This is a genomic window from Aureitalea marina (assembly GCF_002943755.1).
GTDB lineage: Bacteria > Bacteroidota > Bacteroidia > Flavobacteriales > Flavobacteriaceae > Aureitalea > Aureitalea marina.
Genome location: NZ_MQUB01000001.1, coordinates 233,352 through 259,201, shown reverse-complemented (window position 1 = coordinate 259,201; position 25,850 = coordinate 233,352). Strand labels below are relative to the sequence as shown.

The window sequence follows — 25,850 nt, the reverse complement described above, 5'->3', positions numbered from 1 at the left end:
TAATTTTGAGAAGCCGAAAATTTTTTGACAAAGGTATTACTATAATCGGTTAAAACCGGACAAAAATGCAAACACAGAAAGTAGTCGATCACATTGTGGAATGGATGAGATCCTATGCTGAAAACGCTGGGATAAAAGGCTTTGTTGTAGGAGTGAGCGGAGGTATCGACTCTGCGGTCACTTCTACCCTCTGTGCCTTGACCGGAATGGAAGTGCTTTGTCTGGAAATGCCAATCCACCAGGCTCCTTCTCAAGTGAGCCGGGCCATCGATCATATCAATTGGCTTAAAGAGCAACACCCCAAGGTAAGAATGATCCAGGTCAACCTGACCCCGGTCTTTGACAGCCTCATCGATTCTCTGCCCGAAGTAGCCGAAGAAGAGTCCAGGTTTATGGCCTTGGCCAATACGCGTGCCAGGCTCCGTATGACCACTCTCTATTATTTCGCGGCCCTTAACGGATACCTTGTTGCCGGGACAGGAAATAAGGTAGAAGACTTTGGTGTTGGCTTCTTCACCAAGTATGGAGATGGTGGTGTAGACCTCAGCCCGATAGCCGACCTGATGAAGAGCGAAGTGTATGAAATTGCCCGATTGCTAGGTATCAATAAAGACATTCAACAAGCCGCTCCAACAGATGGGCTTTGGGGCGATAACCGGACGGACGAAGACCAGATCGGGGCATCCTACGACGAATTGGAGTGGGCCATGAAAATGCAGGATTCTGGGAAGGGCCCGGAAGCCTTTGAAGGCAGGCAAAAAGAGGTATATCTTATATATCAACGACTTAACCGCGCCAACCAGCACAAAATGGTCCCAATACCTGTGTGCGAAATTCCTACAAATTTGAAGGAATAATCTGGCGGGCTTCTGTTATTTGTCGAGTATTATTGACGTTTAACGAAATTGCTTTCTGTTTTTTAGCCTTTTTTATAGATTTGATTTGTAGTAGAAGTATTACAAAAACCTCACACTTATCACAACCGCATTTGTTTTAAGTGTCTTTTAAGGACCATTTAGAATGAAAAACATCGTTATTGCGGATCACCACCCGATTACCCGAAAGGGTATATCCTGTATGCTCAAAAAGAATGAAAATTTTTCAATCATTGGGCGCGCTAATAACGGTAACGAGTTATATAAAAGTCTTGAAGAGCTGAAACCCGATATCCTGATAATGGAGATCGACATGCCGCAGATCAATGGGATCAATGCTCTTCGGGCGATCAAGTCTCAATATCCGGAGACTAGGGTCCTTATCTTCTCTACACACCCTGAAGAGATCTATGCGCTGAGATCGATTAAATCAGGAGCGGCTGGGTATGTGCCTAAAACGGCATCTACCAAGATCTTTATGAAAGCTTTAAAGCAAATAGCGAAAGGAGGTATCTTCTTAAATGAAGAGCTTACTTCCACATTCACCAGCAGGAATGTGGGCGAAAGCAGTGCCTTGAGCCGTTACAAAAAGCTTTCCTCCCGTGAGATCGAAGTTCTAAACTTACTCTCTCGCGGCAAGCGCAACAAGGACATTGCCAACGCGCTTAACATCAACGAGAAAACCGTCAGTACTTATAAGACGCGACTGCTCAAGAAACTCAAAGTAGACAACCTGGCCGATCTTATCCACCAGTCCAGGATGTTTCAGTTTGGGTGATACCTGATCACACCACCCGGTTCAATTTTTCGGAAAGTACTTTTTTCAGCATGATATAATCGATTATATCCTGCATATTGGATTGCTTTTGATTCTCATCGTCAGACTCCTTGATCTCAGTAGATAATTCATCGATCTTTAAACTGACCAGGTGCCTCCTCAAATTGAGAATGGTCTCTGAAACCACCTGACCAATCTGGTGGTCCTTGTCCCGTACAAAGATCTCCTTCCGCTGCCAGGCATGCAATTTGTGTTTTTCCTCTTCCATAAGCAGGTCACTGGCCAAGATTGCTAACTCCTGTGGTAAGCGGCTCACGAACACCTCCGTCTGAATTTCCTGATCCTGATTCAGTGAATCGATGATGTGGGAGTACAACTTGCGGAATCCCAGATTGGTGAATTCGATCTCGTCCTCTTGAAGATCCAGGTAGATCTTCTCATAGACTTTGGCTTCGACAATATCCGGCCTGAAGGAGATCTCACCTTCCGCGTCCGATTCCAAGACCAAGTCTTCAAACTCCTCTTGCTTGTGTCCGTACAGTAAGAGCAACTCGATCAGTTTGCGCTCCAATTCAAAGAGACCATCCACCTTTGCTGTTACAGGGGTCCTATCTGCAATGACCTCCATGGGCTGAGTTACCTCTTGCCTGGATCTGTCCTTTTTGGCATCACGCCTGCTCTTCTCCAGTTGCTGGGCCAGGGAGTTGAAGAGCACCTCTTCGCTGATATCCATCAGCCGGGCACATTCCTGGATATAGACTTCACGCTGGATTGCATCAGGTACTTTGGAGATGCTTTGGACAATGTCTCTTATGGTCTGTCCCCGTTTATGCGGATCGTTCCCAGAATCCTGTAACAACAAGGAAGTCTTGAACCGTATGAAATCCTGGGTATTCGCACTGAGATAATCCTGTAGTTGATCCAGGGTGTTGTTCCTTGCAAAACTATCCGGATCCTCTCCTTCAGGGAATGTACAGATTCGCACATTCATGCCTTGTTCCAGGATGAGGTCTACCCCCCTTAGGGATGCTCTAATCCCTGCCGCATCTCCGTCAAACAACAAGGTGATATTATTGGTTAGTCGACGGACCAGACGGATCTGCTCTACAGTAAGTGCCGTACCCGAAGAAGCCACCACATGCTCCAGTCCACGCTGATTCATTTGGATCACATCGGTATATCCTTCTACCAGGTAACAATTATCCTGTTTCGCAATGGCCTGCTTGGCCTGGTAGATCCCATAGAGTACCTTGCTCTTTTGATAGATCGGACTTTCCGGGGAGTTCAGGTACTTGGCAGCCTTTTTCTCGCTGGATAATATTCGGCCCCCAAATCCCAAGACGCGGCCACTCATGCTCCGAATGGGGAACATGACCCGCCCTTTGAACCGATCAAATTGCTTGTCCTCCCGGACGATGGTTAGTCCGGTCTTCTCTAACAGGTCAATCTGATACCCTTTCTCCTTTGCAGCAAGGGTGAACGCATCCCACTGCTGAGGAGAATAACCAAGAGCAAACTTTTCTATCGTATCTGCGGTGAACCCTCTTTCTTTGAAGTAGGTCCCTCCTATGGCCTTTCCTTCTTCCTCCTCCAACAAGACCCGATGAAAATAATCTCTGGCAAATTCACTTATCAGGTAGAGGCTCTCTTTTTCAGATGCCTCCTCCTTCTGCTCGTCGGTTTGCTGGGTCTCCTCTATCTCTATACCGTATTTCCTGGCTAGGTATCGGATGGCCTCGGGATAACTGAAATGCTCGTGCTCCATCACAAAAGACACCACATTTCCTCCCTTACCACTGGAAAAATCTTTCCAGATCTGCTTTACCGGCGAGACCATGAAACTGGGCGTTCGCTCGTCCGTAAATGGACTCAGACCTTTGAAGTTACTACCGGATTTCTTCAATTGGACAAAATCACCAATGACCTCCTCTACCCGGGCGGCATCAAATACGGCATCTATGGTCTGACGGCTGATCATGGATTGGAAAAGAGGCCCAACGTGGACCTCTGTAAATGTAGCACAATTATAAAAAAAAGACCCGCTCTTGGCAGGTCTGTTTTGATGATTAAAGTTAGTGTTAATCTACGTCCAGTCTGAGCCCCAGCGAGATGTTTCGCTGCTCAACCGGATTATCCTTAAATATCGGATTCAGGTCGTATTTGCAATAAAGGGAGATTCCGGACCATCCCATATATCCACTGATACCGTATATGAAATTGTTGGTGTTGAAGCTTCCTTTTTGCTTTTCTTTGATCTTCTCCCCGTTCATTTCGTACTTCAGTTTTTGCCTGGTACCGAGCTTGAAACCGGCATAGCCCCCAAATCCAAATTTGAACTTTCTCCTCGTGGAATATCGAAAATAGTCCTCCCGTTCTATCTTCCTGGACGGTCCTACTTCAAAATGAACCGGGAAGACCAGGTTATCGATCCGAAATTTGGACTTATTCAGGTTCTCTGGGAATACCTGTAGTTCAGTTTGGTCCCCAGTATCCACATAGTACTGGTTATCGATAGGCTTCAATCCATTCCAGACAAAGGAAAATCCATATTTGATCCGTAGCCAGTTGCTGTTCTTGAATACCCGGGTTCTCCAAGCCCATCCCAATTCAGCAAACCGGCTTCCACCTACTTTGAACTCTGAATCGTCCAGGGATTCACCTTCGGTAATGACGTTATTGAGTCCAAAGGCAAAGACCAGGTGACTGGTGGTCCTTCTGTCGTATTTGCGTCGACGGTGATTGGTAGTGATATCAAGAACGCTTTCTTCAGAAAAAATTGAAATGTTGATACTGTCGTCATCATCCGCATAATTTCCGTCCGGATTACGCTCTATCAAAGCGATCTTGTTATCGATGATGGCCACTCGGTTCTCTATGTTTAGGGCCCTGACCTCCGCTGCCTCCAACTTTTTCTTTTCGGCTTCCTCTTCTGTTATAATGCCCTCTTCCAATTGCTTGTTGATCGCCTCTACGTCGCGCTTAAGTGCATTCTTTTCTTCATTGATGATGTCTTGACGGGCAGACTTTAACACCTCCACACTATTGGTGTTTGTAGTCTCCTGTGCCAGGAGAGTTGGGGCAAAAATAACCCAGGCCACCATGGCGGCGTAAATAGTAATTAATCTCATGATGTTCGTGATTTATGACCCGCGGGGGTCTTATTGATGAATGTTTAGTTGTTTCTTTCGGCTACGGCTGTCCTGACTTTATCGAAGCCGTCGCCCAAAGCATCGAATACCTTATCCCTGAAGCTTCGCTCCATCTCGCTCTCCACATCCATGAGCAGAGCCATAGGATCCACTTTACCACCGACTTCCTCTAATACCCTCCTGTTAGCGATCTCGCGCTGAGCAGCATCTAGCAAGGCTTCTACTTCTTCCGGACTCACCTCTTTGTTCTCCAGTTGCAAGGCCTGCACCTGGGCTACGACCTCATCTACCTTCCCACTGACGAAGGTCTCTTCAGTTCTTTCCACTAAGGTAGGTTCAGGCGCAATCTCTTCTTGTTGGATAACGGCAACCACATCTTCCGGTTTGGACGAAACTTGCTGTTGGATGTACTCTTTTTCCTGGATCAGTTCTGCCTCTGTCTCCTCGACCGCCAATGCTTCATCCTTTTCAGGTACGACCGTTTCGGATTCAAGAAAAGTCTCATCCTTTTCTGCGATCTGGATTACAGATTGCACTGCTTCTGACCTCTTCTCCGGTTGCTCAATGGTCTCTTCTGCTATTTCTTCCCCCGGAGACTCCTCTTGCAAGAGTGAACTACCCAGAAAGATGAGAATCATCACCGAAGCGGCGATCGCCCACCAGGTCCTTGGAGCAAGCCTCCGCTTTGGCGGCTTCCCCAAGGCCTGGTCTAACTTATTCCAGGCATGGGAACTTGGCTCGATCTCTCGGTTCTGCAATTTTTCCCGAATGTTGTCTTCAAATTTAATTGGAGCCATAACTCAATTTATTTACTTGATCCACTTTGGACTGCAACAGTTTCCTGGCCTTAAATAGCTGCGTTTTGGAGGTGCTTTCACTAATCTGCAGCAACTCGGCAATTTCACTGTGTTTATATCCTTCTACAGCGTAGAGCACAAAAACGGTCTTGTATCCTTCCGGCAGTTGATCGATCAACCGCTGGATCTCCTCTACCTCCAACTCGCTTTCCACATAGGCCACCGGCAACTCGTGACTGGACATCTCCTCCGGATCACTGAACTTTAGCCGTTGCTGTTTCCTCAAGAAAGACAAGGCTTCGTTAACCATGATGCGACGGATCCACCCTTCGAAACTGCCCTCCGACCTGAAACTCCCCAGGTTGACAAAGACTTTTAAGAAACCGGAAAGCATGACCTCTTCAGCTTGATCCATGTTCTTTACATATTGCCGGCATACACTCAACATCTTAGGAGCAAAGAGCTCATAAAGCTGATGCTGAGCCCGTCGGTCACCCTTCAGAGACCGGTCGATCAGTTTGGCATAATTCTTATGTAAAGAGACTACTTTCATCCGGCTGTTAACTGTTTAGCTGGCTACGCTTTATTGGAAAGACGCAGGTGGGAACAGAAAGGTTGCCCGGGAGACTTATTTTTTTCTGTCGATCACATAATTGACCATCAACTCCAAGGAATCCTTATATGCTGAATCTGGATAATGACCCAGAATATCAAGAGCTCGTTCCCGGTAATCCCGCATTCGGCCAATGGCATAGTCCAAACCACCCTCTTCCTTCACATAACTGATCACCTCCTTGACCCGTTTCTTGTCCTTATTGTGATTCTTGATGGAATTGATCAGCCACCTTCTTTTATCCGGCTTAGCCTGATTGAGCACATGGATAAGCGGCAAGGTCATTTTCTGTTCTTTTATATCGATGCCCGTTGGTTTCCCGATCTGCTCCTCCCCATAATCGAACAGGTCATCTTTGATCTGGAAAGCGATACCGATAAGTGACCCGAACTCTCTCATCCTTTCCACTTCTTCCTCCGGCGCGTGAACAGATTCGGCCCCGATCGCACAGCAGGCTGCAATAAGGGTAGCTGTTTTTTGGCGGATAATATTAAAGTAGACCTCTTCCGTTATGTCCAACCGTCGGGCCTTTTCGATCTGCAGCAACTCTCCTTCACTCATCTCTCTTACCGCTACCGAAATCTGCCTTAAGAGATCAAAATCCCCATTATCTATGGACAACAGGAGGCCCCGCGACAATAAATAGTCCCCGACCAAGACAGCAATCTTGTTCTTCCACAGGGCATTGACCGAAAAAAATCCTCGCCTTCTGTCACTGTCGTCAACAACGTCGTCATGCACCAGGGTAGCTGTATGGATAAGCTCGATGACCGAGGCACCGCGATAGGTACGTTCGTTCACTTGTCCTTTCCCGACCATTTTGGCAATAAGGAACACGAACATGGGTCGCATTTGCTTACCCTTACGGTTCACTACATAATGCATGATCCGGTTAAAAAGCGATACATGGGAAGCGGCAGTTTTGGAGAACTTTTGATCAAAAAGTTCCATTTCTTTTTCGATGGGCTCCTTTATGCGGGATACGATCTTCATTGCTTGCCCGTAAAATTAAGTTAATTCGGCTCGAAATAAGAGCTAATCGAAGAAATTAGCTATATTTGAGGTACATAACTTATTATTCTTAATCAATAAACTATGAAGAAAATTACTTTACTGGCGATGATTTTCGCCGCTTTTTCACTAAACGCTCAAGTTACCATCTGGGAAGAAGGATTCGAATCTTTCGATGATTTCTTTATCGGAGTGCCGAACGGGGACTTTAATGGTTGGACTTCCATAGATAATGACGGAGACGCGACTTATGGTTCTGCTACTTACGACTTCGAGAACGAAAATTATACCGGAACCGCCATCATCTTTAACCCAACAGGTGCTTTCGATGGAGGTGGAGTTGATGCCACAGGTACAGCCTGGGATGTAAGAACAGGAACTAAAGGAATGTACATGATTGCTTCTCAGGGAGACGTGAGTGGTACACCTTTGAACGATGACTACATCATTACTCCGCAAATTGACCTTGCCGGAGCTACTGGTTCTTCAATCACTTTCTACGCTAAGAGTGTTACTGACGCTTTTGGTCTAGAGCGTTTTGAGGTATTGCTTTCTACTACTGGAACTGACGAAGCTGACTTCACAGTTGACCTGGGAGGTGGTGAGCTTCAGGCTCCCATTGATTATACTGAGTACACTTACGATCTTTCTGCTTACGACGGAGAACAGATTTACATTGCTATCCATTATGTAGCTCAAGATTCTTTCGTATTACAGATGGATGACTTCGAGGTTAGTGCCGACGATGTACTTAGTGTTGAAGACAACGTATTGGAGAGTGTTGAGCACAGTGTAACTGCCAGCGAACTGATCCTGCGTGCTGCTCGTCCTTTCGAGAATGTTGAGATCTACAATATCTTGGGACAGCAAGTAATAAGCCAACGTCTAAATGCTTCTAGCGAGCGTGTAGACATTGCTGCCCTTAACCAGGGAGTGTATGTTGTGCGTGTAGTAGCTCAAGGACAAGCTACTAGCTTCAAGATCGTCAAGCGATAAGCTAAGACTAACTCATAAAATCAAGCCTGAAGTAGAGCTGAGCTCACTTCAGGCTTTTTTATTGGCCAGCTGCCCACAGGCAGCATCAATGTCCTTCCCCCTGGAACGCCTTACCGTAACCGGTATCCTGGCTTTCTCCAAGCCTTTGATATAAGCATCTATCCGGCTATCGTGCGCTTGTTGGAACTGCCCATCATCAATGGGATTATATTCGATCAGGTTGACCTTGGATGGCACTCGGCTACAAAATCTGACCAGGGCCTTGATGTCCTCATCCCCATCGTTTATTCCCTTCCAGACCACATACTCATAGGTCACCATCTTCCTGGTCTTCTCATACCAGTAGATAATGGAGTCCAGCAGATCGTCCAAAGTGAACTGCTTGGCAAAAGGCATGATGCTCTCCCGGGTCTCCTGAATAGCAGAATGCAGAGAGACGGCTAAATTGAACCTAACCTCATCGTCTGCTAGTTTACGGATCATTTTAGGAACACCGGAGGTAGAAAGGGTGATCCGCTTTGGGGACATACCCAGACCGTCATCCTGGGTGATCTTATCAATGGACTTCAGCACGTTCTTGTAGTTCATCAGGGGTTCTCCCATGCCCATGAATACAATATTGCTTAAAGGCCGACCGTGATACAGTCTGCTTTCCCGATCTATGGCGACAACCTGGTCAAAGATCTCATCGGGATTCAGGTTTCTCATGCGTTTAAGTCTGGCTGTTGCGCAGAATTTACAATCCAGGCTGCAGCCAACCTGGGAGGAGACACAGGCCGTAGTCCTGGTCTCGGTGGGAATGAGTACAGATTCTACCACCAAACCATCATGTAGCCTGACAGCATTCTTAATTGTTCCATCAGTGCTGCGTTGCATCTGGTCCACCGCAATGTGATTGATCACAAAGTTCTCTTGCAGATGAGCCCTGATTTCTTTGGAAAGATTGGTCATATCCTCGAAGTTATGTGCTCCTTTGGACCATAACCATTCATAGACCTGGTTCCCACGGAAGGCCTTATCGCCTAGATCCACGAAGAATTGTCTCAACTGCTCCTTAGTTAGGGATCGAATATCTTTCTTTGACTGCATAAACAGTGCAAAAATACGGAATAACAAAGGGAGAATGGCCTTATCGGCTAACGACTATTTTCTTGGTCTGGGTCTCACCGCTATCACCATCAATAAGATAAAGTAAATACATCCCCTCCGATAGATCGGTAAGGGGTATCAGATTCTGAGAGTCAGAGAGGGATCCGGATCCTACTTCCTGTCCCAGTAAATTGAAGAGTGAGTAAGAGAGATTGGGATATCTGTAGTTCAATACCGTCAGGTAATTGGTTGCTGGATTGGGGAAAATGCTCAAGTCGCCAATTAAATCGAAGTCCTGCACACTCAAAATATTCTGAAGGGTCTCCGTAGTAGGTTGTCCGGTATCCAAGGGGTCCAGCCAATCCATTAATCTGCTTTCCGGAGTATTACCCGTGGCCCAGGAAACACCAAAGCGACCGTAAACATCAATATCTTTATTGTTTGTATTGCCTTCACATGCCGATCGTCCTGCAAAGAGTTGACCGATCAAACGTCCGTCCTGATCAAAGAGCGGGGATCCGGAAGAGCCGCTTTCGGTCGTACCTATTTCCCAACCATCACCACTGCCGGCAGAAACACCGCCAATGAGCCATACTTCGGTTCCGTCGGCCGTTTCTCTCACGGCGCCGCTATCGTCCCGGCACACTTTCATGATATCTCCTTTGGGATGATGAATGCCGATCTCGAACTCGGGCAACAGATCGCGATTGTCCCAACCGGCAAATGCCACATCCCATGGTTCTGGGATACTGTTCACCAATTCGACCAAGGCGAAATCACTGAGCTCAGAACTTGCTCGTAATTGCGATCCACTCATGGTAAAGTTGGACTGAATGTCCGAGCTGGCCGATGATTCACCACAGATCGGATTCGGGCTCATCCAATTGAATCGAACACTCCACAAAGCGGGATTGGAGTTCTCCAGACAGTGGTTAGCCGTTAACAAAAAAGGTGTTTTGTCGGAGGCAGTATTGTTTAGCAAGGTTGCGGTGCACAAATATCCATTACCCAGATTAAGCAGGGCCACTGCCTTTTTCAGTACATCCTTCTTATTGTCGAAATCGGCACCAATGGGGCAATTCACGTCATATTGACAATCTCCGGAGTCGTTCAAACCCCTTTCAGAAAAGTCCAACGCCTCAAGCCTACTGAGACGATACCCATGGATCACACTGCCAATTTGTAGTATTGGGTTCTCTGCTTGTCTTTTGGCCTGGTAATACTCTACGATGATCTCCTGCCCATAAACAAACCACGAACCGAATAATTGATTCTCTCGGTTGGTATCAGCTGTGAAGGTAGGACTGAGGTCGGAACGTTCCCGATTGTAGAAATAGAGCCGAGATCCTTTAGGTAATTTGAAGCGGTCGAAATTGATACTGACGTTCTGTGCTCCTGTAGAACGAATAGCAACTCGCCACAATCGTCCTCCATTCTCCAATTCCGTCCACTGGCCATGAGTTTGCATGTTGACGTAAAGCGGACGTTCCACACCGTAACGCCAAGGAATACTTTTATCCAGATCGTTTATGCGGTCCTCCTCTCTAATCGCGTCTAGGTCCAAGGCAGGCAAAACTATGGGGTCTACAGTTTCAACACCATTCGTCCTCCAGGAATAGGGTAATTCTTCAGTGGTGGTCTGCGCCCAAGTAAAAGGTACAGTTAGAAGAATGACCAGCAATGATATTAGCGCTTTCAAAAGAGAGCAGTAAGGTTAGTTAGTACTTAAAGATACTGTTTTCCATTGGTTTATCTCGAAGAAGAGCACAAAAAAACCCCGGTCAAAACCGGGGTTCACTATTCAATGTATTTTAATCTAGAGGATCAGCATGGCGTCACCATAGGAGTAGAACTTGTACTTTTCCTTGATCGCTTCGGCATAGGCCTCCTTGATGAATTCGTGACCGGCGAAAGCCGAAACCATCATCAGCAGGGTCGATTTTGGCGTGTGGAAATTGGTTACCATGGCATTGGCGATGCTAAAATCATATGGAGGAAAAATGAACTTATTGGTCCATCCTTGATATTCATTCAAGGTACTGTTGGACGATACCGAACTCTCCAATGCGCGCATCACAGTTGTACCCACTGCGCAAACCCTTCTTTTCTGTACCAGTGCCTGATTGATGGTATGAACAGCATCTGACGCAATGGTGATCTCTTCAGAGTCCATCTTATGCTTGGACAGATCTTCTACCTCTACCGGGTTGAACGTACCCAGGCCAACATGCAGGGTGATCTCAGCAAAGCGGGTTCCTTTGATCTCCAATCGCTTCATCAAGTGCTTGGAAAAGTGTAATCCGGCTGTTGGAGCCGCAACGGCACCTTCCTCTTTCGCAAAGATGGTCTGATAGCGCTCGGCATCTTCAGGCTCCACCTCACGCTTGATGTATTTTGGCAGGGGAGTTTCTCCCAATTCGCTCAATTTGTTTCTAAACTCTTCGTATGATCCATCGAATAAGAATCGTAGCGTTCTACCCCGGGATGTTGTGTTGTCTATGACCTCGGCCACAAGGGACTCGTCCTCACCGAAATACAGTTTATTCCCAATTCTGATCTTACGAGCTGGATCTACCAATACATCCCAAAGCCTGGTCTCAGGATTCAATTCGCGTAGCAAAAATACCTCGATGCGCGCACCTGTCTTTTCCTTGTTTCCAAAAAGTCGAGCGGGAAAAACTTTAGTGTTATTAAGGACCAGTACGTCGTCTTCCTCGAAATAATCGATCAAATCTTTGAACATCTTATGCTCTATAGTCTTTTCTGCACGATTCAGCACCATTAATCTGGCTTCATCCCGATTGGTTGCGGGGTACTCTGCCAACAGATCCATAGGCAGCTCGAAGTTGAAATTGGAAAGTTTCATTCCCATAAGCGAAGTGATTTTTTAGCGAAGGTGCAAATATACAATCTCGAAAGAGGGGTTGTCAAGTAATTTGGAGATTATTTACCCCTCAACCTGACCAATCCCGGTCATTGCCAGGTCACTCCAAAATGAAGGGTAGGACTTGGAAACTACTCCGGCATCTAATACCGTCATGGGAACATATAGGGCAAGTGGTGCAATTGCCATGGCCATCCGATGATCGTGATAGGTTTCGATATACTGATTTGGTATCAACTTAGTTCCAGCATCTAACGTCAACCAGTCCTGACCAACACTGATCAGAGCTCCCAACTTCCCTAACTCTGCCTTCAGGGCTTCCAGTCTGTCGGTCTCCTTGATCTTTAGGGTATGCAGCCCGGTTAAGTGGCAACCTATCCCCAGCCCGGCACAGCTGGCAGCAATGGTTTGAGCTAGGTCCGGTGTATCTGCCAGGTTCAGCTCCAAACGATCCGGCAGCTCATGTCCCTGCCTTTTACTTAGGACTAGTGACGCATTAGTCGGATCAAACTTTGATTGCACGCCGAGTTCAGCATAAATTTTGGTCAATGCCGCATCTCCTTGTAAGCTTTCCGGTTTATAGCTTGTCAGTGTTACAGTCATCTCTGCCGATAGGGCGACGAGGCTGTAGAAATAGGAAGCAGAGCTCCAATCCGATTCCACGATAAGATCTCGTGGTTGATCAAGTTCAAAAGGACTCACTCTTATTTGATTCCCTTCAAAGGCGGTCTCTACACCGATCTCCTGTAACAAGGACAATGTCATTTCCAAATAAGGCCTCGAGGTAATCTCTCCTTCCAGGTTCAAGATCAGTCCTTGCGGTAAAGATGGACCGATTAAGAGCAGGGCAGATAAATATTGACTGCTCGTATTTGCGGCTATTGAAACAGACTTACCGCTTAGATTGGCTCCCTCAATGCGCAGGGGAGGATAACCGACGTTCTTTTTGTAGCTGATATTGGCCCCCATCGAATTCAGGGCATCCACAAGGATTCGGATTGGGCGTTGCTGCATGCGCTCACTACCGGTTAAAGTCACCGATCGGTTTGGTCTGGAGGCCAAATAAGCCGTAAGAAATCGCATGGCTGTCCCTGCATGATGAATATCGATGACATCCTCAGAACAAGACAAAGCTTTGGTTAGAACTCGTGTATCATCGCTATTGGATAAATTGGAAATTCTAAGTTGGGGATAGAGCGCCTGCAGGATCAACATCCTGTTGGATTCGCTCTTGGAACCAGTTATGGAAACCCTTAGCGCTGAGGGGCGCTCCTTTGGAGGAATTAACTGCAGATCCATTAACGGTCGCTTTCCTTGAACCTCTTCCAGAATTTACCATAGGTGACCATAAATCCATAAACCAGACCAGCAGCGATCAACGTGCCATAAAACAGTAGCGGATCTTGGCGTTGGAAGAAACTCCACTTAAAGCCTTCAATGACCCATTTGAAAACCAGGAACAGGACGATGAACGCTAGCGCCATAGACGCCACGGATTTCCAAAACCCGGGATGTGAAAGTATCTTTTTAAACATTAGCGGAGTTTTTCATTGTTGTGGTGCCTGTCGTGATCCCGTTTGGTCTTTTTATCCATCTTACTGTCAAAGGCCGCCTGCAGATCGACACCTGTCTGATTGGCCAGGCAAAGGACCACAAAGACCACATCGGCCAGTTCCTCACCCAGATCCTTATCCTTGTCCGACTCTTTCTCGCTTTGTTCCCCATACCGACGGGCAATGATACGGGCAACCTCTCCCACTTCTTCGGTCAACTGGGCCATATTGGTCAGTTCGTTGAAGTAACGAACCCCGTGTTCCTTGATCCATTGATCTACGACCAGTTGTGCGTGTTTTAGATCCATTAATTATGGTTTGGACAATACGATCTTCTCCGTTTCCTTGGCTACCCGGACACGAAAAAATTCCTTGATCAATTCGTAGCGGTCGAAAGATACTAAGGGCTGGTCGATTTTGAAAATGGCCCGGACCACAACCTGCTGTCCTTTAGGCGTTACCTGGAACACATAAGAACCCATCTTTTCCGGTAAAACGGCCTGTAGTGGCTCGGGTACAGATTCCACCTGATACCCCTCCGGAATTTTCATGGTCATGGTGATCTGCTGTTTTTGAGCAAATCCAAAATCGATGGGAAATTGACGGGTTTCTGCGGTAAATGGATTGCTGTTGAGCGTATAAAATAGTAAAGGATCCACATACAATTTGCCTCCAACCTCTTCGACACCTTCTTCCCATTCAAAACTAAACCGTTGATCGGTAATTTCAGGATTGTCAGATTTGGCAGTAATATCGAAGATCTCCGCATCATTTGCATTAAACGACAGGCGGTCCACCTGGTCTGCTACCCCATCATTCTCCCATTCGTCTCGGAGGCCGACCGACAAATAGCCCGAATTTCTCTCCTGGACTTGTCCGGTGAGCAATCCATCATCTTGAATTTCGATCTGCCCCATAACCGTGCGAGCTGTTCGACTGGGTAAGGGGATCTCTACCCATTTAAATACCCGATCGTCCAGATCCACATACATTCCTTTCCAATTGACCAGACCCAGATCCAAATAGTTGACCGTAGAACGGGAAACTGCCGCGTCGTACAGTCGAACTTGCTCACCTATCTGCACTCCTGCCACCATAGCATTGAAGGCTTCCACACTAGGTGAGAGCGGAATTCCGTTCAAGCGGGTCGACAACAGTACTGGCTGGGCTTCCAGATCGGCATCACGCAGGGCACTGATCAACAAGGCATTGATATCGGCCATGGTTCCCTCTTCGCCTTTGAGCAGTTGCTTTCCGGACTGTTCTGGGAAGACATCGTAAGAGTCGTTCCAAGCGGTGTTGTTCTTGACATACCAGTAGATCTTTTCGGCTTTCTTCACAGGGTCTGTTTCACCATCAAGAATGGCAGAAATCTCTTCCTTTGACAATTGGCGAGCAGTGATATGACGGGTAAAGCCTCGATCTGACGCAATACTTCCGGCCAAAGACCTCCAGTCGCTCACATCCATATAGGTGCCTACAGCGGTTAGGTTGATCTTCAAGAACGACCGGTAAAGATCCATGTCGTAGACATAACTCTCAGATTTTAGGGGTTGCACATTCTGGGCTGTGAAGTAAGTAGACTTCCCTTCCTCCTTTCTATTCATCAATAGAAAAGCTCTTGGATTCTGAATCACTTCGAACCCTATCTGCATCTTATTGGTCACCTTTACTTCCAGGTCCTTGATAGGGATACCGTACTGTAAGTTGATATTGGAAGTGGTTCCATTGGGACTTCGGTAGGTGTACTCTAGAACCGATCCTGCTTTGACATCCGGGAAGGTGAATTTTTTCAGATCCACTCCTTTGACAACCTCATCGGTAAAGACCAGGTCGTCGTCCAAATTGGTAGCAACTATCTCGTTGTTTACCAGATTATAGGTAGACGCTTTGAGCTTGGTGGCATCAGGATAAGGTACATGTACAGTTGCATAGTCAAAAGCGTCCTTATTGTAGATCTTGATCCGCTCCTGGACCTCTACATAATTACCAATATAGGCCACTACCCTCCTCGACAGGACAACGGCGTCCGCCTCAGGGAACTCCGCATCTTGCTTAGAGGCTACCTCCAAAAGTGAAACTTTACCATATTCTTTGTTTTGAGCTAAGAACGGGCTGGTGCAAACAATAAGTACAACAATCAGAACCTTCAATTTTTTCATAAAAGATGGGCTTTGGCGATATTATATTGGAGATAACACTACTTGCTCCATCTCTTTGGACAAACGTTGATTGTAGAACTCTTTCAGATCGGCATATTTGAAGGCCGGGATAACGGATTGATTGATCTCAAAACTACACTGTATCCCAATGGTCCCGGAAGATTCAGAAATTCGATACTTGAACGATCCCATTCCATCAGGCAGAGAAATACTGACCGACTCAGGCATCGAGCTCACCTGGTAGCCTTCCGGTATCTTAATATTCACGATCTTCCTATGACTAAATGGGTAATTATAGTCAACAGGAAAATTTCGAGTATCCCTTGTAAATGGATTGCTGTCCATGGCTAACCAGAACATAGGGGTCAAATAAATGTCATTGCCGATAAACTCCACAGCATCTTCTTTTACAAAATGAAATGAACTGGTTACAGGTTTAGTGCGGTCCTTCAAATCCTTGACCTCCAATTCCTCGATCTCGGTCAATCCGAAACGATCCAGAATGTCCTCCTCCAACTGTTCCTTGGGAGTGGAACTGTACTCTATTCTGTAGCTCAAGGCATCCAACAAAGTACTGTTTCCTCGTTGTGCACCCTCTATAGTTCCGTCCTCAAGTAGTTCCACATTCAAGATGTAGTTGCGCTTGGATATTTGCTCCGGGTAAAGGGAGATCTGGCTTGAAGTCCCACTTTCCCGCACAATGGTACCGTACCAGTTGAGGATCCGAGGAGGTAATACATTGGGGATACTCCATTTCTCCGTAGCATCCATTAAGAAACGTTGATCATTTATGTTCACCGCTGCGATCACATAATTGAATCCGTCCACGGTGGCAAATACCGGGATCCCATGGGACCGTGTACTGACCAATACCGGGCTGGCACTCAATCCTAACTCACGCATTAGGGCCACCAGCATAAGATTAATATCGCCAGAACTGCCCGTCTTCTCCTTATATGCCTGCGAAATGTTGCGTGAAAACTTGGAGTAATCTCCATTCCAGGTCATATGTTTTTGAATGGCATCAAAGGCGGCGGCTGCCCGATCGAGTGCACCGGTGTGCTCGGATTTAATTTGAGCTACCAGTTCTTTGAGGTACCCTTTCCGAGCCAACTGGTCGCCAAAATACTTTGAATCGTAAATGCTTTTAACTACTTCTTCCCAGGATGTAGCATAACTCTTCTTGGTTCCGTCGGCATTCTCTACCTGGGCCAGTTCGTAGGTCACCAAAAACCGATAGTTATCGATATTGTCTACAAAAGGCTCCTCTTTGAGTGCAGGAATGTGTTTAAAATCGTATTCACTCACCGATTCCTCGATCTGAATGTTACTCGTCTTGGTCGCCTGGGTCAAATTGCTCTTGGTACCGGACTCATAAGCTATGTTCATGTTCCGCCTTCTCGTGTACTCATTCGGGCTGATATTGACATTTCCGCGGACGATCCGCTTGTATTTAAAGTAACCGGGGGTTCGTACAGAGGCCCTGTAATGAGCTACCGGGATGTCTTGTTGGATCACCAGGTCTTCAATCTCCCAGAATGGGGAAACAATAGAGTATTCCAGATCGACCACAGAACCTACTTTCACATTGGGAAAGGTGACTGTAGTCTCGGTGTAGTTATCGTTCAGTTTATTTTCAAAGATCCCATTGTTCCTGAGTTTCTCTTTGACCACCTTTCCATTGTCCGGGCTAAAACTATATCCCTTCATGGTCCTTATACGCTCCCTGTCACCACCAGACTTATATAACACAAAAGAAGTGGTGGCATAGTCCAGTCCATCTGTATTCAGGACCTTAATGCGCTGATGAATATCCGTTACCACTACCCAACCTTCCGGATGTTCGTAGTTGAAATAGGTTTCGCGATCTTCCAGAAGGACAACGGCACTGGCCGTTGTATCCTGGGCATAAGTATAATTGAGAACGGTTTCGTCATCTACCTTTCCGAATTTGTACTCCTGGGCGTTGAGCGTCAGATAGCCGATCAAGCAAAATACTAATGTGGGAACTAAGTTCTTCTTGTTCATGTTGATTCAGTTGTTTTATTGTGTTTTGATTAGGACGATCCGCTGATCCTCAACCGCCATACGGCGGTTATAAAACTCCTGCAGATCAGGGTATTCCAGGGTAGGAATCATGGAATTTCGGATTTCGTGAGTAAAGACAATTTGCAGGGTGTTTGCGTATTCCTGAGCCTGGAAGTAATATGCCCCGCGGTCGTTGTTCATCTTAAATCTTACAGCATCCGGAACCGATTTTACCTTGTAACCTTCCGGAATGGTTATGGTCACTCTTCTGGTCAGTTTTTTAGGAAATCCAAAGTCGATGGGGAATCGGCGTTCCTCGGCATCGAAAGGATTTTGCTGGAGGTCAAAGAAGAGAAATGGGCTGATGTAAACCTCCTGCCCAATGGTCTCTACCAGGTCTTCCATTTCAAACTGATACTTAAAGGATGTGAGATCGTAAGCCACCTCATTGGCATCAAATTCGAGATCGTGTGCTTCTACGTCACCGCGATCAAAATCAACCAGGTTCTCTATGGAAATCTCACCCCTGTCCTCTATGTATTGATTTAGACTAAATGCCAAATATCCGGTACACCGTCCATCAACCTGTCCGCTAACCACCAGGTCATCATCTAAGCTGGCTTTGATCAGTAAGGTTTCAGAGGAGGTTTTTGGATGTGTGAGGTCAATGGTACTTCCGATCCTATCTTCGTCTACGGCCCGGCCCCATCCGTTGAGCAGCACCTCCGGGAGGAATTCAAAGGAAGCTTCTTCATTGGCCGCATCTAATAGGTGCTTTTCACCATTGATCTCGGCACAAGCAATCAGATAGTTGAATGCTTCGGGGCTGGGTGTTATATGCAAACCATTGTTCTTGGTGGAGGTAACCACTGGATAAGCCGTGATTCCGAGGCTACGCAGCATGGAAACCAGTAAGATATTGATATCTGCCAGGTCTCCTTCCTGATCCTTAAAGGTCTTTCTGGTGCCGTTATCCGGATAGTAACCAATATAATCGTTCCAATTTATAGTGGATTGGACATAATCGTAAACCAATTTTGCCTGCGCAAGTGTATCCTTCTCATTGCCCAGGAGTTCCGTCAGGGTTTCTTGGTATACCCGATTTGGGCGTAGATGAGGGTTAAATCCGTGATCCTTGTATAGGTTTCTCACGATACCGTTCCACGTAAAATTTCCAGAATAGCGCACATAACCAGTAAACACAAACTTCAATTTGGCCCGGTACAGTTCCATATTGTAGACGTGCGACTCATACTCTAATGCCGGAAGATTTTCGGCTTTTATCACGGTGGCGTTGTCGTTGTTAGTCCGCTTGGTACGCACATAGGCCATGGGGTTTTGTACCAGTTTGAGTTTGGCCCCGGAACCGTTGACCGCTTCTACTCTTATTCTCTTAACGGGTATGTCATGCTGCAGGTCGATGTCGGCGGTGGTCCCGTACTTGGAACGGTAACTCAGTTCGATCACACTGCCACTCTGTACTTTGGGAAAGGTCAGGGTAACAAATTCGACCCCATCGATTACCTCCTCTTCAAAGATGAATTCCTTTTCCAATTCGATGGTCTCTACTGCTGTACCGTTCCAGTTGTGGATCTTCCCCCTGATCTTATAGGGTTCCGGATAAGGTATACTGATGGTTCCGTAATCCAGGCCATCTTCATTCAATATCTTGATCCGCTGATAGACTTCGACGTGAGAGGTGACGCTGGTAATGACCTCTTTGAAGAGGATGACAGCCGAAGCATCGGGGAAATCGGGATCTGTGGTCATCCGAACCTCATCATCCTGAATGAGGTCAGTCTTAAACTTTTGAGCCTGGCCTTTAAAGCACAACAACAGTAACAATACGATCAGTAAGGAGCGCATAAAGTTCTAATTTGGAATGAGTACCATCTTCTGATTATCGCCCCGGGCCACTTTCCGAATAAAGCTGCGGTAGGCATTGTATTCTGCCGCTGGGTACTTACCCTGGTTTAACTGGAACTTTCTTCGGAATGTCACGATACCGCCATCTTCTGACACCTCAACGGACGTTTCGTAAATTCCATATGTGGTCTTTTCCGAAATGTCATTTGGGACAGATTCGATCTTATACCCTTCTGGAAGGTGCAAGACAAACTCGTCGATATCCAGGAATCCGCGGTCGCGGACCACATCCTGCTGTCTGTCCTTATCCCGCTTGGGGCTGTTGGTGTAGCGGTTAAAGGAGTTGAGCGGAACGATCATCTTGTCGCCGGCAAAACTGCCGTAGTCCCTCACCGCCACTTTCATGTCTTCCGAAAATTGGATGGAATCCCGGTTGTTCTCAACCTGAATATCCTGCAAGCTCAAGTTGTTGATGTAGCCCCAATAACGCTTATACATCTTGATCTTATCCTCCATGTCCAACCGTTCGATCCCTTGTCGGCTGTCGTATTGTATACCCGTTGCGCTCATGCTTACAGCGCCTTGCAGCCCTCCATCGGCCGCCAGATAGCTCTCTCCTTTGGTTACCAGTACGTTGTCCGCTTCACTATATTTCGGGGTGCGTTTCATGATGCCGCCTTCCGGGGTCAACAACAGCACATTGCGGTCGTCCGTAAAGTCTCCTAAGAAGTTGAACGGCATGGTCTGACTGGTGCATTCCAACCAGATCTCCTCTTCCTCCAAAGGTACATTCAAGATGACGTGGTTTCCCTGAATCGAGGCAAATTCCGGATCGATGTCCCTTTTTTCCGGGCCTGCATAAACTTCAGCATAATAGGCCTTAATACCAGCTAGCTTGAGCAAGGCCATGGTGTAATTGGTCAGGCCCTTGCAATCTCCATAACCCATTTCTTGTACCTCACTGGCCGGGTAAGGACGTAAACCACCTATTCCTAATTGAACACTGATATAGCGAGTGTTGTCCTGCACATATTGATAGATGCGCTTTACCTTCTCCTTTTCGGAGGGAGCATCAGCGATCAGCTGCGCAATCTTTTGCCTGGTATCATCCGGAAGCTCATCCAGACCCTTTAGCAGGTTTTCGTATTCCCAGGCACCAAAAGCACTCCAGTCTCCTGCTTCACCTCGGATTCCTTCCAGGTTAAAACGAGTCATGGCAAATTTGACATTGGGCACCATCTCTTCCAGAATAGGGCCATAGGGTTCTGGTTCAATTGAAGGGATCTGTTCTACGGCTATCTTAAAAAGTCCGGGCTGCTCAGTAATGTTCATCACGCCATCCGGATCATGTACTTTGTTCCGCAATTCCAACTCCTGTTGATAGCGAATCTCAAGACTCTTGTTTTTGATACTGCTGTAATACGAGGTGTGTAAATACCAAGGCGGAATAAAGGCCGTGTTATCACTCACCACTTCGAAGACAAATTCTACTGAGAAAGGATAACTTTTAGGTGAATAGTTCATGACCATCACCCGATCGTCGGAATAGAGTGTTCCGCCATCTACTGCACTCATATCCAAGAAATCCTTCCGCCTGAAACGCTCTATTTCCTTACCGAGAGCGTCATAAACAATTGCTTCGGCCACCTTCACTTTTCTGCTATCATCGTAATGGACAAAAGCCTTGAGATCGGACATACCCGCTTTATTCAAAACCATCATTTTTCTCTGCGTTCTGATCGTAATGGAATTTTGATTTGGGATATCGATCAGGGTATTTTCGTAAAGAAGAACACTGTTGGACTTCTCCTTGAGAACAGGATCGAGTAGGGCTACGATGAAGTCGGATTGAGCCTTACTTGGTAGCGCAACAAGTAGGGCCATCAATAGCAGATGTTTTCTCATGGAGAAATAAACTAAATGGTAAACGGCCAACAATCTAGGCTTTTTTCTTACAAAATAAAACCCTATTCCCGTAATTTGGAATCCATAGTGATGGTAACCGGGCCGTCGTTGATCAACTGAACATTCATCATGGCTCCAAACTCTCCCGTGGAGATTTTTTTACCCATTTGATCTTCCAATCTGTGAATGAAATAGTTATAAATAGGTTTAGCTTGCTCCGGCCGGGCAGCTTTAATAAAAGAGGGCCTGTTCCCTTTCTTGGTCTGGGCGTGTAAAGTAAATTGACTAACCACTAAAATATTACCCTGTACATCGGCAACAGACAAGTTCATATGGCCTGATTCATCACCAAAAATTCGCATCCGGACAATCTTTCCGGCCAACCAAAGCGCGTCCTCCTCCGTATCGGAGGTTTCAATTCCTAAGAGAACCAACAAGCCCCGATCGATCTGTCCGGTGATCTTACCATCCACCTCGACCGAGGCCTCACTAACTCGTTGGATCACAACTCTCATGGTTCGGCGTAAATATCCTTCCTATAACTTTCATCTTCCCCTTCCAGGATCTGTAGATAACTGCGATACCGGGACCAAGGGATCTCCCCTGCTTCCAGGGCAGCCTTAACCGCACATTTAGGTTCTTCCAGGTGGAGACAATTGTTGAATTTACATTCGGACTTCAGCTTGAAGAATTCCGGAAAATAATCTCCCACTTCCTCCTTTTCCATCTCCACTACACCAAATCCTCGGATACCAGGAGTATCAATGATCCTGGCATCAAATGAGAGGTCAAACATCTCGGCAAAGGTGGTCGTATGCTGTCCCTGTTGGTGCTGATCTGAGATCTCCTTGGTCTTGAGCTCCAGTCCGGGTTCCAATGTATTGATCAAAGTACTCTTGCCTACCCCGCTATGGCCGGAAAACATACTCACTTTATTTCGCATCAGATCTTTGACCTGATCCACGCCGGTTCCATCCTTGGCGGTGATCTCCAGGCAGAGGTAACCAATGGACCGGTAGACGGCAATCAGGTATTGCATCTCTTCCATGTCCTGGTCAGAATAGGTATCCATCTTATTGAATAACAGTACGGCAGGCACATCATAGGCCTCTGCTGTTACCAGGAAGCGGTCTATAAAGGCAGGAAAAGTGGTTGGGTTATTCAAGGTAACCAATAAAAATGCCTGATCTATATTGGCTGCGATGATATGAGTTTGCTTGGATAATTTGACGGAACGCCGGACGATATAGTTCTTCCGATCCGCTATCGCCCTGATGATTCCAATGGTCTCATCGCCTTTAGTCTCTATATCAAATTCAACATGATCCCCAACTGCCACGGGATTGGTACTCTTAATACCGTCCAGGCGAAATTTGCCTTTTATACGGCATTCATAGAATTCTCCGGTTTCGGATTTGACCGAATACCAGCTACCCGTCGATTTGTATACAACCCCTGTCATTGATGTTGCAAAAATACAGGGTTTTATCTACTTTAATCATTCAATCTAATCCTATGAAACCACTATTCTTTTTCTGTACTGTTTGCTTCATTTGCATATTCGAATTATCCGCTCAGACCTATGAGGTCAAAGTGATAACCAGTGTTGAATCTGTAGTCCCTGCCGGACTTGGACGATCTCGACTGATCGATGCCAACGAAACACGTGATTACAATGAATTCACCACTACCCGAACCGATGAAGGAAAGGATCGGAACAAATCTGATCGCGGTGAAATTCGACTAAAGAATTTCGATGAAACCAAGCTTCTTAACTTCTATAATGTTGGTGGTATTCGATTTCAAAACATCGCGGCCAATGACGCAGTGATCGAATCAAAGATCAATGCCATGCTGGCAGAGGGCTGGGACCTGGCTTTTGTCACTAGTGCGGTCGAAAGCGATGCGGGTCAGAAAGATGGAAATGGGATATTTATTACCCGATTTATTTTTCGTCGACCTATAAACCCTTAGACCTCATTCACAACCTTTTTCTGGTGATTGATGGATTCCTGGTGGATCGCTTTGTAGATCCGGAGCACGAACTCCTCACTGAGATTATGGTCCTCCCCTTCGAGTATCATTTTACCCAAAATTTCGTTCCATCGTCGGCTCTGAAGAATTGCCACATTGTTCTCTCGTTTTAAACGTCCGATCTCATCAGAGATCTTCATCCTTTTACCCAAGAGTTCGATCAATTTGTGGTCCAGCACATCGATCTGGGTCCGTTGGGTGGACAAGCGGTTTCTAAATTCGACCTCATCGCCTTCCTGCTTTCGGATACGCAGATCGATGGTCATTTGCTTAAGACTGTCTGGTGTGATCTGCTGAGCGGCATCGCTCCATGCATTTTCCGGATCGTGATGTGTTTCTACCATCAGGCCATCAAAATTCAGATCCAATGCCGTTTGACAGAGGTCAAAGATGATATCCCGCTTACCGGCAATATGGGAAGGATCCAAGATAAGGGGCAGGTCCGGGAATCGGTTTTGCAGATCGATAGGGATCTGCCATTCCGGATTATTCCTGTAGCGTGTCTTTTCGTAAGTAGAGAAGCCTCGGTGGATCACCCCCAGGTTAGGGATATCCGCTTTGTACATGCGTTCCACCGCTCCCAACCAAAGTGAGAGATCAGGATTGACCGGGTTTTTGATCAGAACAGGCTTGTCCGTTCCCCTCAATGCTTCGGCTATCTCCTGAACAATGAATGGAGACACTGTTGTTCGGGCTCCTATCCATAGGATGTCCACATCGTGTTCCATGGCCAGGTCCACGTGGTTGGCATTAGCCACTTCCGTAGTGGTCTTCATCCCCGTTTCTTCCTTAGCGCGCTGCAACCACTTCAACCCAAGGGCACCCACACCTTCAAAATTTCCGGGTCGGGTCCTGGGTTTCCAGATACCAGCCCGCAGGACAGTAGCGTCAGAATCCTTTAATTGATGGGCTATATTGAGTAATTGATCTTCTGTTTCGGCACTACAGGGACCCGCGATCACCAATGGGTGATCCAGCTCCATCTTGTTGAGCCAGGTACGCAATTCTTTTTTATTCTCCATTGCTGATCACATTTGTTAGTTTACTTGGTACATTCTCTTTGTTGCTGGTGTAGGTTCCCACCAGTTTTAACTCTTTTACTTTGTCCTGCAAGGCATCCATGGCGTCGAAGAAGTCGTCAGGCTTCTTAAAGATGACGTCCACAAAGAAGGCGTACTTCCAGGGTCTGCCCACTATGGGTAAGGACTGTATCTTGGTCAGGTTGATCTTGTGATCGGCCAATACCTGCAGAGCCTCGGACAAACTTCCTACCTCACTTCCCAATACAAATTTAATGGTTGCCTTGTTGGTGGTCTTGGAATTGAGATTAGAACCCTTCATTCCAAAGAGCACAAAGCGAGTTTGATTCTCCTTGATATCCTGGATATGGCTATCCAAGATCTTCAGATGATACATTTCTGCGACCTGCTTGCCAGCGATGGCTGCCACCCCCTTGAGATTATTCTCCCTGATCCTTTTAGCCTCCGAAGCCGTATCCTTACCTTCTATCACTTTGAACTGAGGCGGAAACCGCTTGAGATAATCTCTACACTGCAAAAGGGCTACCGGGTGAGAATGCACTTCAAAGATGTCGATGATGGATTCACTTTCCAGGGCCATCAGGTACATCTGGATATTCAGATAGACTTCGTCATAGATCTCAAAATCGCCTGTATCGATCAGGTTGTAATTCGGTAATATAGAGCCTGCGATACTGTTCTCAATGGCCAGGACACCAAAATCGGCTTTGCCAGCCCCTACCTGGTTGGTCACCTTCTCGAAGGAATCGCACATGAGCAATTCGATTTCCCTCTCCGGGAAGAACTTGGAGACTGCTTCTGCGTGAAAGGAACCTTCTATCCCTTGTATGGCTACCTTAGTCATAATTCTTTCTTTTGTCGTGTTAACAATTCACCCTAAAAAAAATCCCGGAAAACAATTCCGGGATCTTCAATTCAATATGTTGACATATCTACAAAATCTTCCCGGTCCTATCGGTAAAATAGAAAAACCAAAAAAAGGAATAAGTAAATACGTTTTGCATCGTTGCTGATTATGAGGCTAAAGTAAGCAAAGGATTTAAAAAACAAAATATTTTCCTTTTAATTTA

At 46.4% G+C, this 25,850-nt stretch carries 23 protein-coding genes; 4 read left to right on the top strand and 19 right to left on the bottom strand.

The annotated features are described in order from the left end of the window. Positions 1–65 precede the first annotated feature (65 nt). The gene (nadE, locus tag BST85_RS01210; protein ID WP_104811594.1) at positions 66–857 is read left to right on the top strand and encodes an NAD(+) synthase; all 792 of its coding nucleotides are present in this window, start codon (positions 66–68) and stop codon (positions 855–857) included. A 163-nt stretch (positions 858–1,020) separates the two neighbouring features. Next, the gene (locus BST85_RS01205) at positions 1,021–1,653 is read left to right on the top strand and encodes a response regulator (protein WP_104811593.1); all 633 of its coding nucleotides are present in this window, start codon (positions 1,021–1,023) and stop codon (positions 1,651–1,653) included. Between the two features lie 7 nt (positions 1,654–1,660). Here the strand turns inward: BST85_RS01205 and dnaG are convergent, their stop codons facing one another. From dnaG to BST85_RS01180, 5 genes are all read right to left on the bottom strand, one after another. After that, on the bottom strand, positions 1,661–3,631 hold the full coding sequence (gene dnaG / locus BST85_RS01200; protein WP_104811592.1) for a DNA primase: 1,971 nt from the start codon (positions 3,629–3,631) through the stop codon (positions 1,661–1,663). 100 nt (positions 3,632–3,731) lie between these two features. Next, the gene (locus BST85_RS01195; protein ID WP_104811591.1) at positions 3,732–4,781 is read right to left on the bottom strand and encodes a hypothetical protein; all 1,050 of its coding nucleotides are present in this window, start codon (positions 4,779–4,781) and stop codon (positions 3,732–3,734) included. Positions 4,782–4,825: 44 nt separating this feature from the next. Continuing rightward, entirely contained in the window at positions 4,826–5,599 is a 774-nt protein-coding gene (locus tag BST85_RS01190; RefSeq protein ID WP_104811590.1) for a hypothetical protein, read from the bottom strand. Further along, on the bottom strand, positions 5,586–6,152 hold the full coding sequence (locus BST85_RS01185; RefSeq protein ID WP_104811589.1) for an RNA polymerase sigma factor: 567 nt from the start codon (positions 6,150–6,152) through the stop codon (positions 5,586–5,588). The genes BST85_RS01190 and BST85_RS01185 overlap by 14 nt, the downstream gene beginning before the upstream one ends. A gap of 75 nt (positions 6,153–6,227) precedes the next feature. Beyond that, positions 6,228–7,205 carry a polyprenyl synthetase family protein gene (locus BST85_RS01180; RefSeq protein WP_104811588.1) on the bottom strand — a complete coding sequence of 326 codons (978 nt, stop codon included), beginning with the start codon at positions 7,203–7,205 and terminating at the stop codon, positions 6,228–6,230. A gap of 102 nt (positions 7,206–7,307) precedes the next feature. Between BST85_RS01180 and BST85_RS01175 the strand changes: the two genes are divergently transcribed. Next, a complete protein-coding gene (locus BST85_RS01175; protein WP_104811587.1) occupies positions 7,308–8,219 on the top strand; it encodes a T9SS-dependent choice-of-anchor J family protein in 912 nt (303 codons plus the stop codon). Between the two features lie 48 nt (positions 8,220–8,267). Here the strand turns inward: BST85_RS01175 and rlmN are convergent, their stop codons facing one another. The 12 genes from rlmN to rsgA form a co-directional block, all read right to left on the bottom strand. Next, on the bottom strand, positions 8,268–9,308 hold the full coding sequence (gene rlmN, locus BST85_RS01170; protein ID WP_104811586.1) for a dual-specificity RNA methyltransferase RlmN: 1,041 nt from the start codon (positions 9,306–9,308) through the stop codon (positions 8,268–8,270). 40 nt (positions 9,309–9,348) lie between these two features. Next, positions 9,349–11,007 (bottom strand): T9SS type A sorting domain-containing protein, encoded by a 1,659-nt coding sequence (locus BST85_RS01165; protein ID WP_146090616.1) that lies wholly within the window; start codon positions 11,005–11,007, stop codon positions 9,349–9,351. Between the two features lie 117 nt (positions 11,008–11,124). Further along, the gene (gene queA, locus BST85_RS01160; protein ID WP_104813847.1) at positions 11,125–12,174 is read right to left on the bottom strand and encodes a tRNA preQ1(34) S-adenosylmethionine ribosyltransferase-isomerase QueA; all 1,050 of its coding nucleotides are present in this window, start codon (positions 12,172–12,174) and stop codon (positions 11,125–11,127) included. A gap of 81 nt (positions 12,175–12,255) precedes the next feature. After that, on the bottom strand, positions 12,256–13,491 hold the full coding sequence (locus BST85_RS01155; protein WP_104811584.1) for a 3-phosphoshikimate 1-carboxyvinyltransferase: 1,236 nt from the start codon (positions 13,489–13,491) through the stop codon (positions 12,256–12,258). Continuing rightward, positions 13,491–13,727, bottom strand: coding sequence for a hypothetical protein (locus BST85_RS01150; protein ID WP_146090615.1), 237 nt, complete (start codon positions 13,725–13,727; stop codon positions 13,491–13,493). The genes BST85_RS01155 and BST85_RS01150 overlap by 1 nt, the downstream gene beginning before the upstream one ends. Continuing rightward, entirely contained in the window at positions 13,727–14,053 is a 327-nt protein-coding gene (locus BST85_RS01145; RefSeq protein WP_104811582.1) for a nucleotide pyrophosphohydrolase, read from the bottom strand. Before BST85_RS01145 ends, BST85_RS01150 begins: the two co-directional genes overlap by 1 nt. 3 nt (positions 14,054–14,056) lie before the next feature. Next, positions 14,057–15,907 carry a transglutaminase domain-containing protein gene (locus BST85_RS01140; protein WP_104811581.1) on the bottom strand — a complete coding sequence of 617 codons (1,851 nt, stop codon included), beginning with the start codon at positions 15,905–15,907 and terminating at the stop codon, positions 14,057–14,059. Positions 15,908–15,928: 21 nt separating this feature from the next. Further along, entirely contained in the window at positions 15,929–17,935 is a 2,007-nt protein-coding gene (locus BST85_RS01135) for a DUF3857 domain-containing protein (RefSeq protein WP_104811580.1), read from the bottom strand. A gap of 15 nt (positions 17,936–17,950) precedes the next feature. After that, positions 17,951–19,801, bottom strand: a complete 1,851-nt coding sequence (locus BST85_RS01130) for a DUF3857 domain-containing protein (protein ID WP_104811579.1) — start codon at positions 19,799–19,801, stop codon at positions 17,951–17,953. 6 nt (positions 19,802–19,807) lie between these two features. Continuing rightward, positions 19,808–21,706 carry a DUF3857 domain-containing protein gene (locus BST85_RS01125; RefSeq protein ID WP_146090614.1) on the bottom strand — a complete coding sequence of 633 codons (1,899 nt, stop codon included), beginning with the start codon at positions 21,704–21,706 and terminating at the stop codon, positions 19,808–19,810. Positions 21,707–21,768: 62 nt separating this feature from the next. Continuing rightward, positions 21,769–22,221 carry a D-aminoacyl-tRNA deacylase gene (gene dtd, locus BST85_RS01120; RefSeq protein ID WP_104811577.1) on the bottom strand — a complete coding sequence of 151 codons (453 nt, stop codon included), beginning with the start codon at positions 22,219–22,221 and terminating at the stop codon, positions 21,769–21,771. Then, complete coding sequence (gene rsgA / locus BST85_RS01115) at positions 22,218–23,168, bottom strand: ribosome small subunit-dependent GTPase A (protein ID WP_104811576.1); 951 nt, start codon at positions 23,166–23,168, stop codon at positions 22,218–22,220. Before rsgA ends, dtd begins: the two co-directional genes overlap by 4 nt. Positions 23,169–23,221: 53 nt before the next feature. Between rsgA and BST85_RS01110 the strand changes: the two genes are divergently transcribed. Continuing rightward, positions 23,222–23,680 carry a hypothetical protein gene (locus BST85_RS01110; RefSeq protein WP_104813846.1) on the top strand — a complete coding sequence of 153 codons (459 nt, stop codon included), beginning with the start codon at positions 23,222–23,224 and terminating at the stop codon, positions 23,678–23,680. Here the strand turns inward: BST85_RS01110 and BST85_RS01105 are convergent. Further along, positions 23,677–24,762: a chorismate mutase gene (locus BST85_RS01105; RefSeq protein ID WP_104811575.1), complete on the bottom strand. Its 1,086-nt coding sequence runs from the start codon at positions 24,760–24,762 to the stop codon at positions 23,677–23,679. The two genes, BST85_RS01110 and BST85_RS01105, sit on opposite strands and share 4 nt — an antisense overlap. Then, positions 24,752–25,624 carry a prephenate dehydratase gene (locus tag BST85_RS01100; RefSeq protein WP_104811574.1) on the bottom strand — a complete coding sequence of 291 codons (873 nt, stop codon included), beginning with the start codon at positions 25,622–25,624 and terminating at the stop codon, positions 24,752–24,754. The genes BST85_RS01105 and BST85_RS01100 overlap by 11 nt, the downstream gene beginning before the upstream one ends. Between the last annotated feature and the right edge of the window lie 226 nt (positions 25,625–25,850).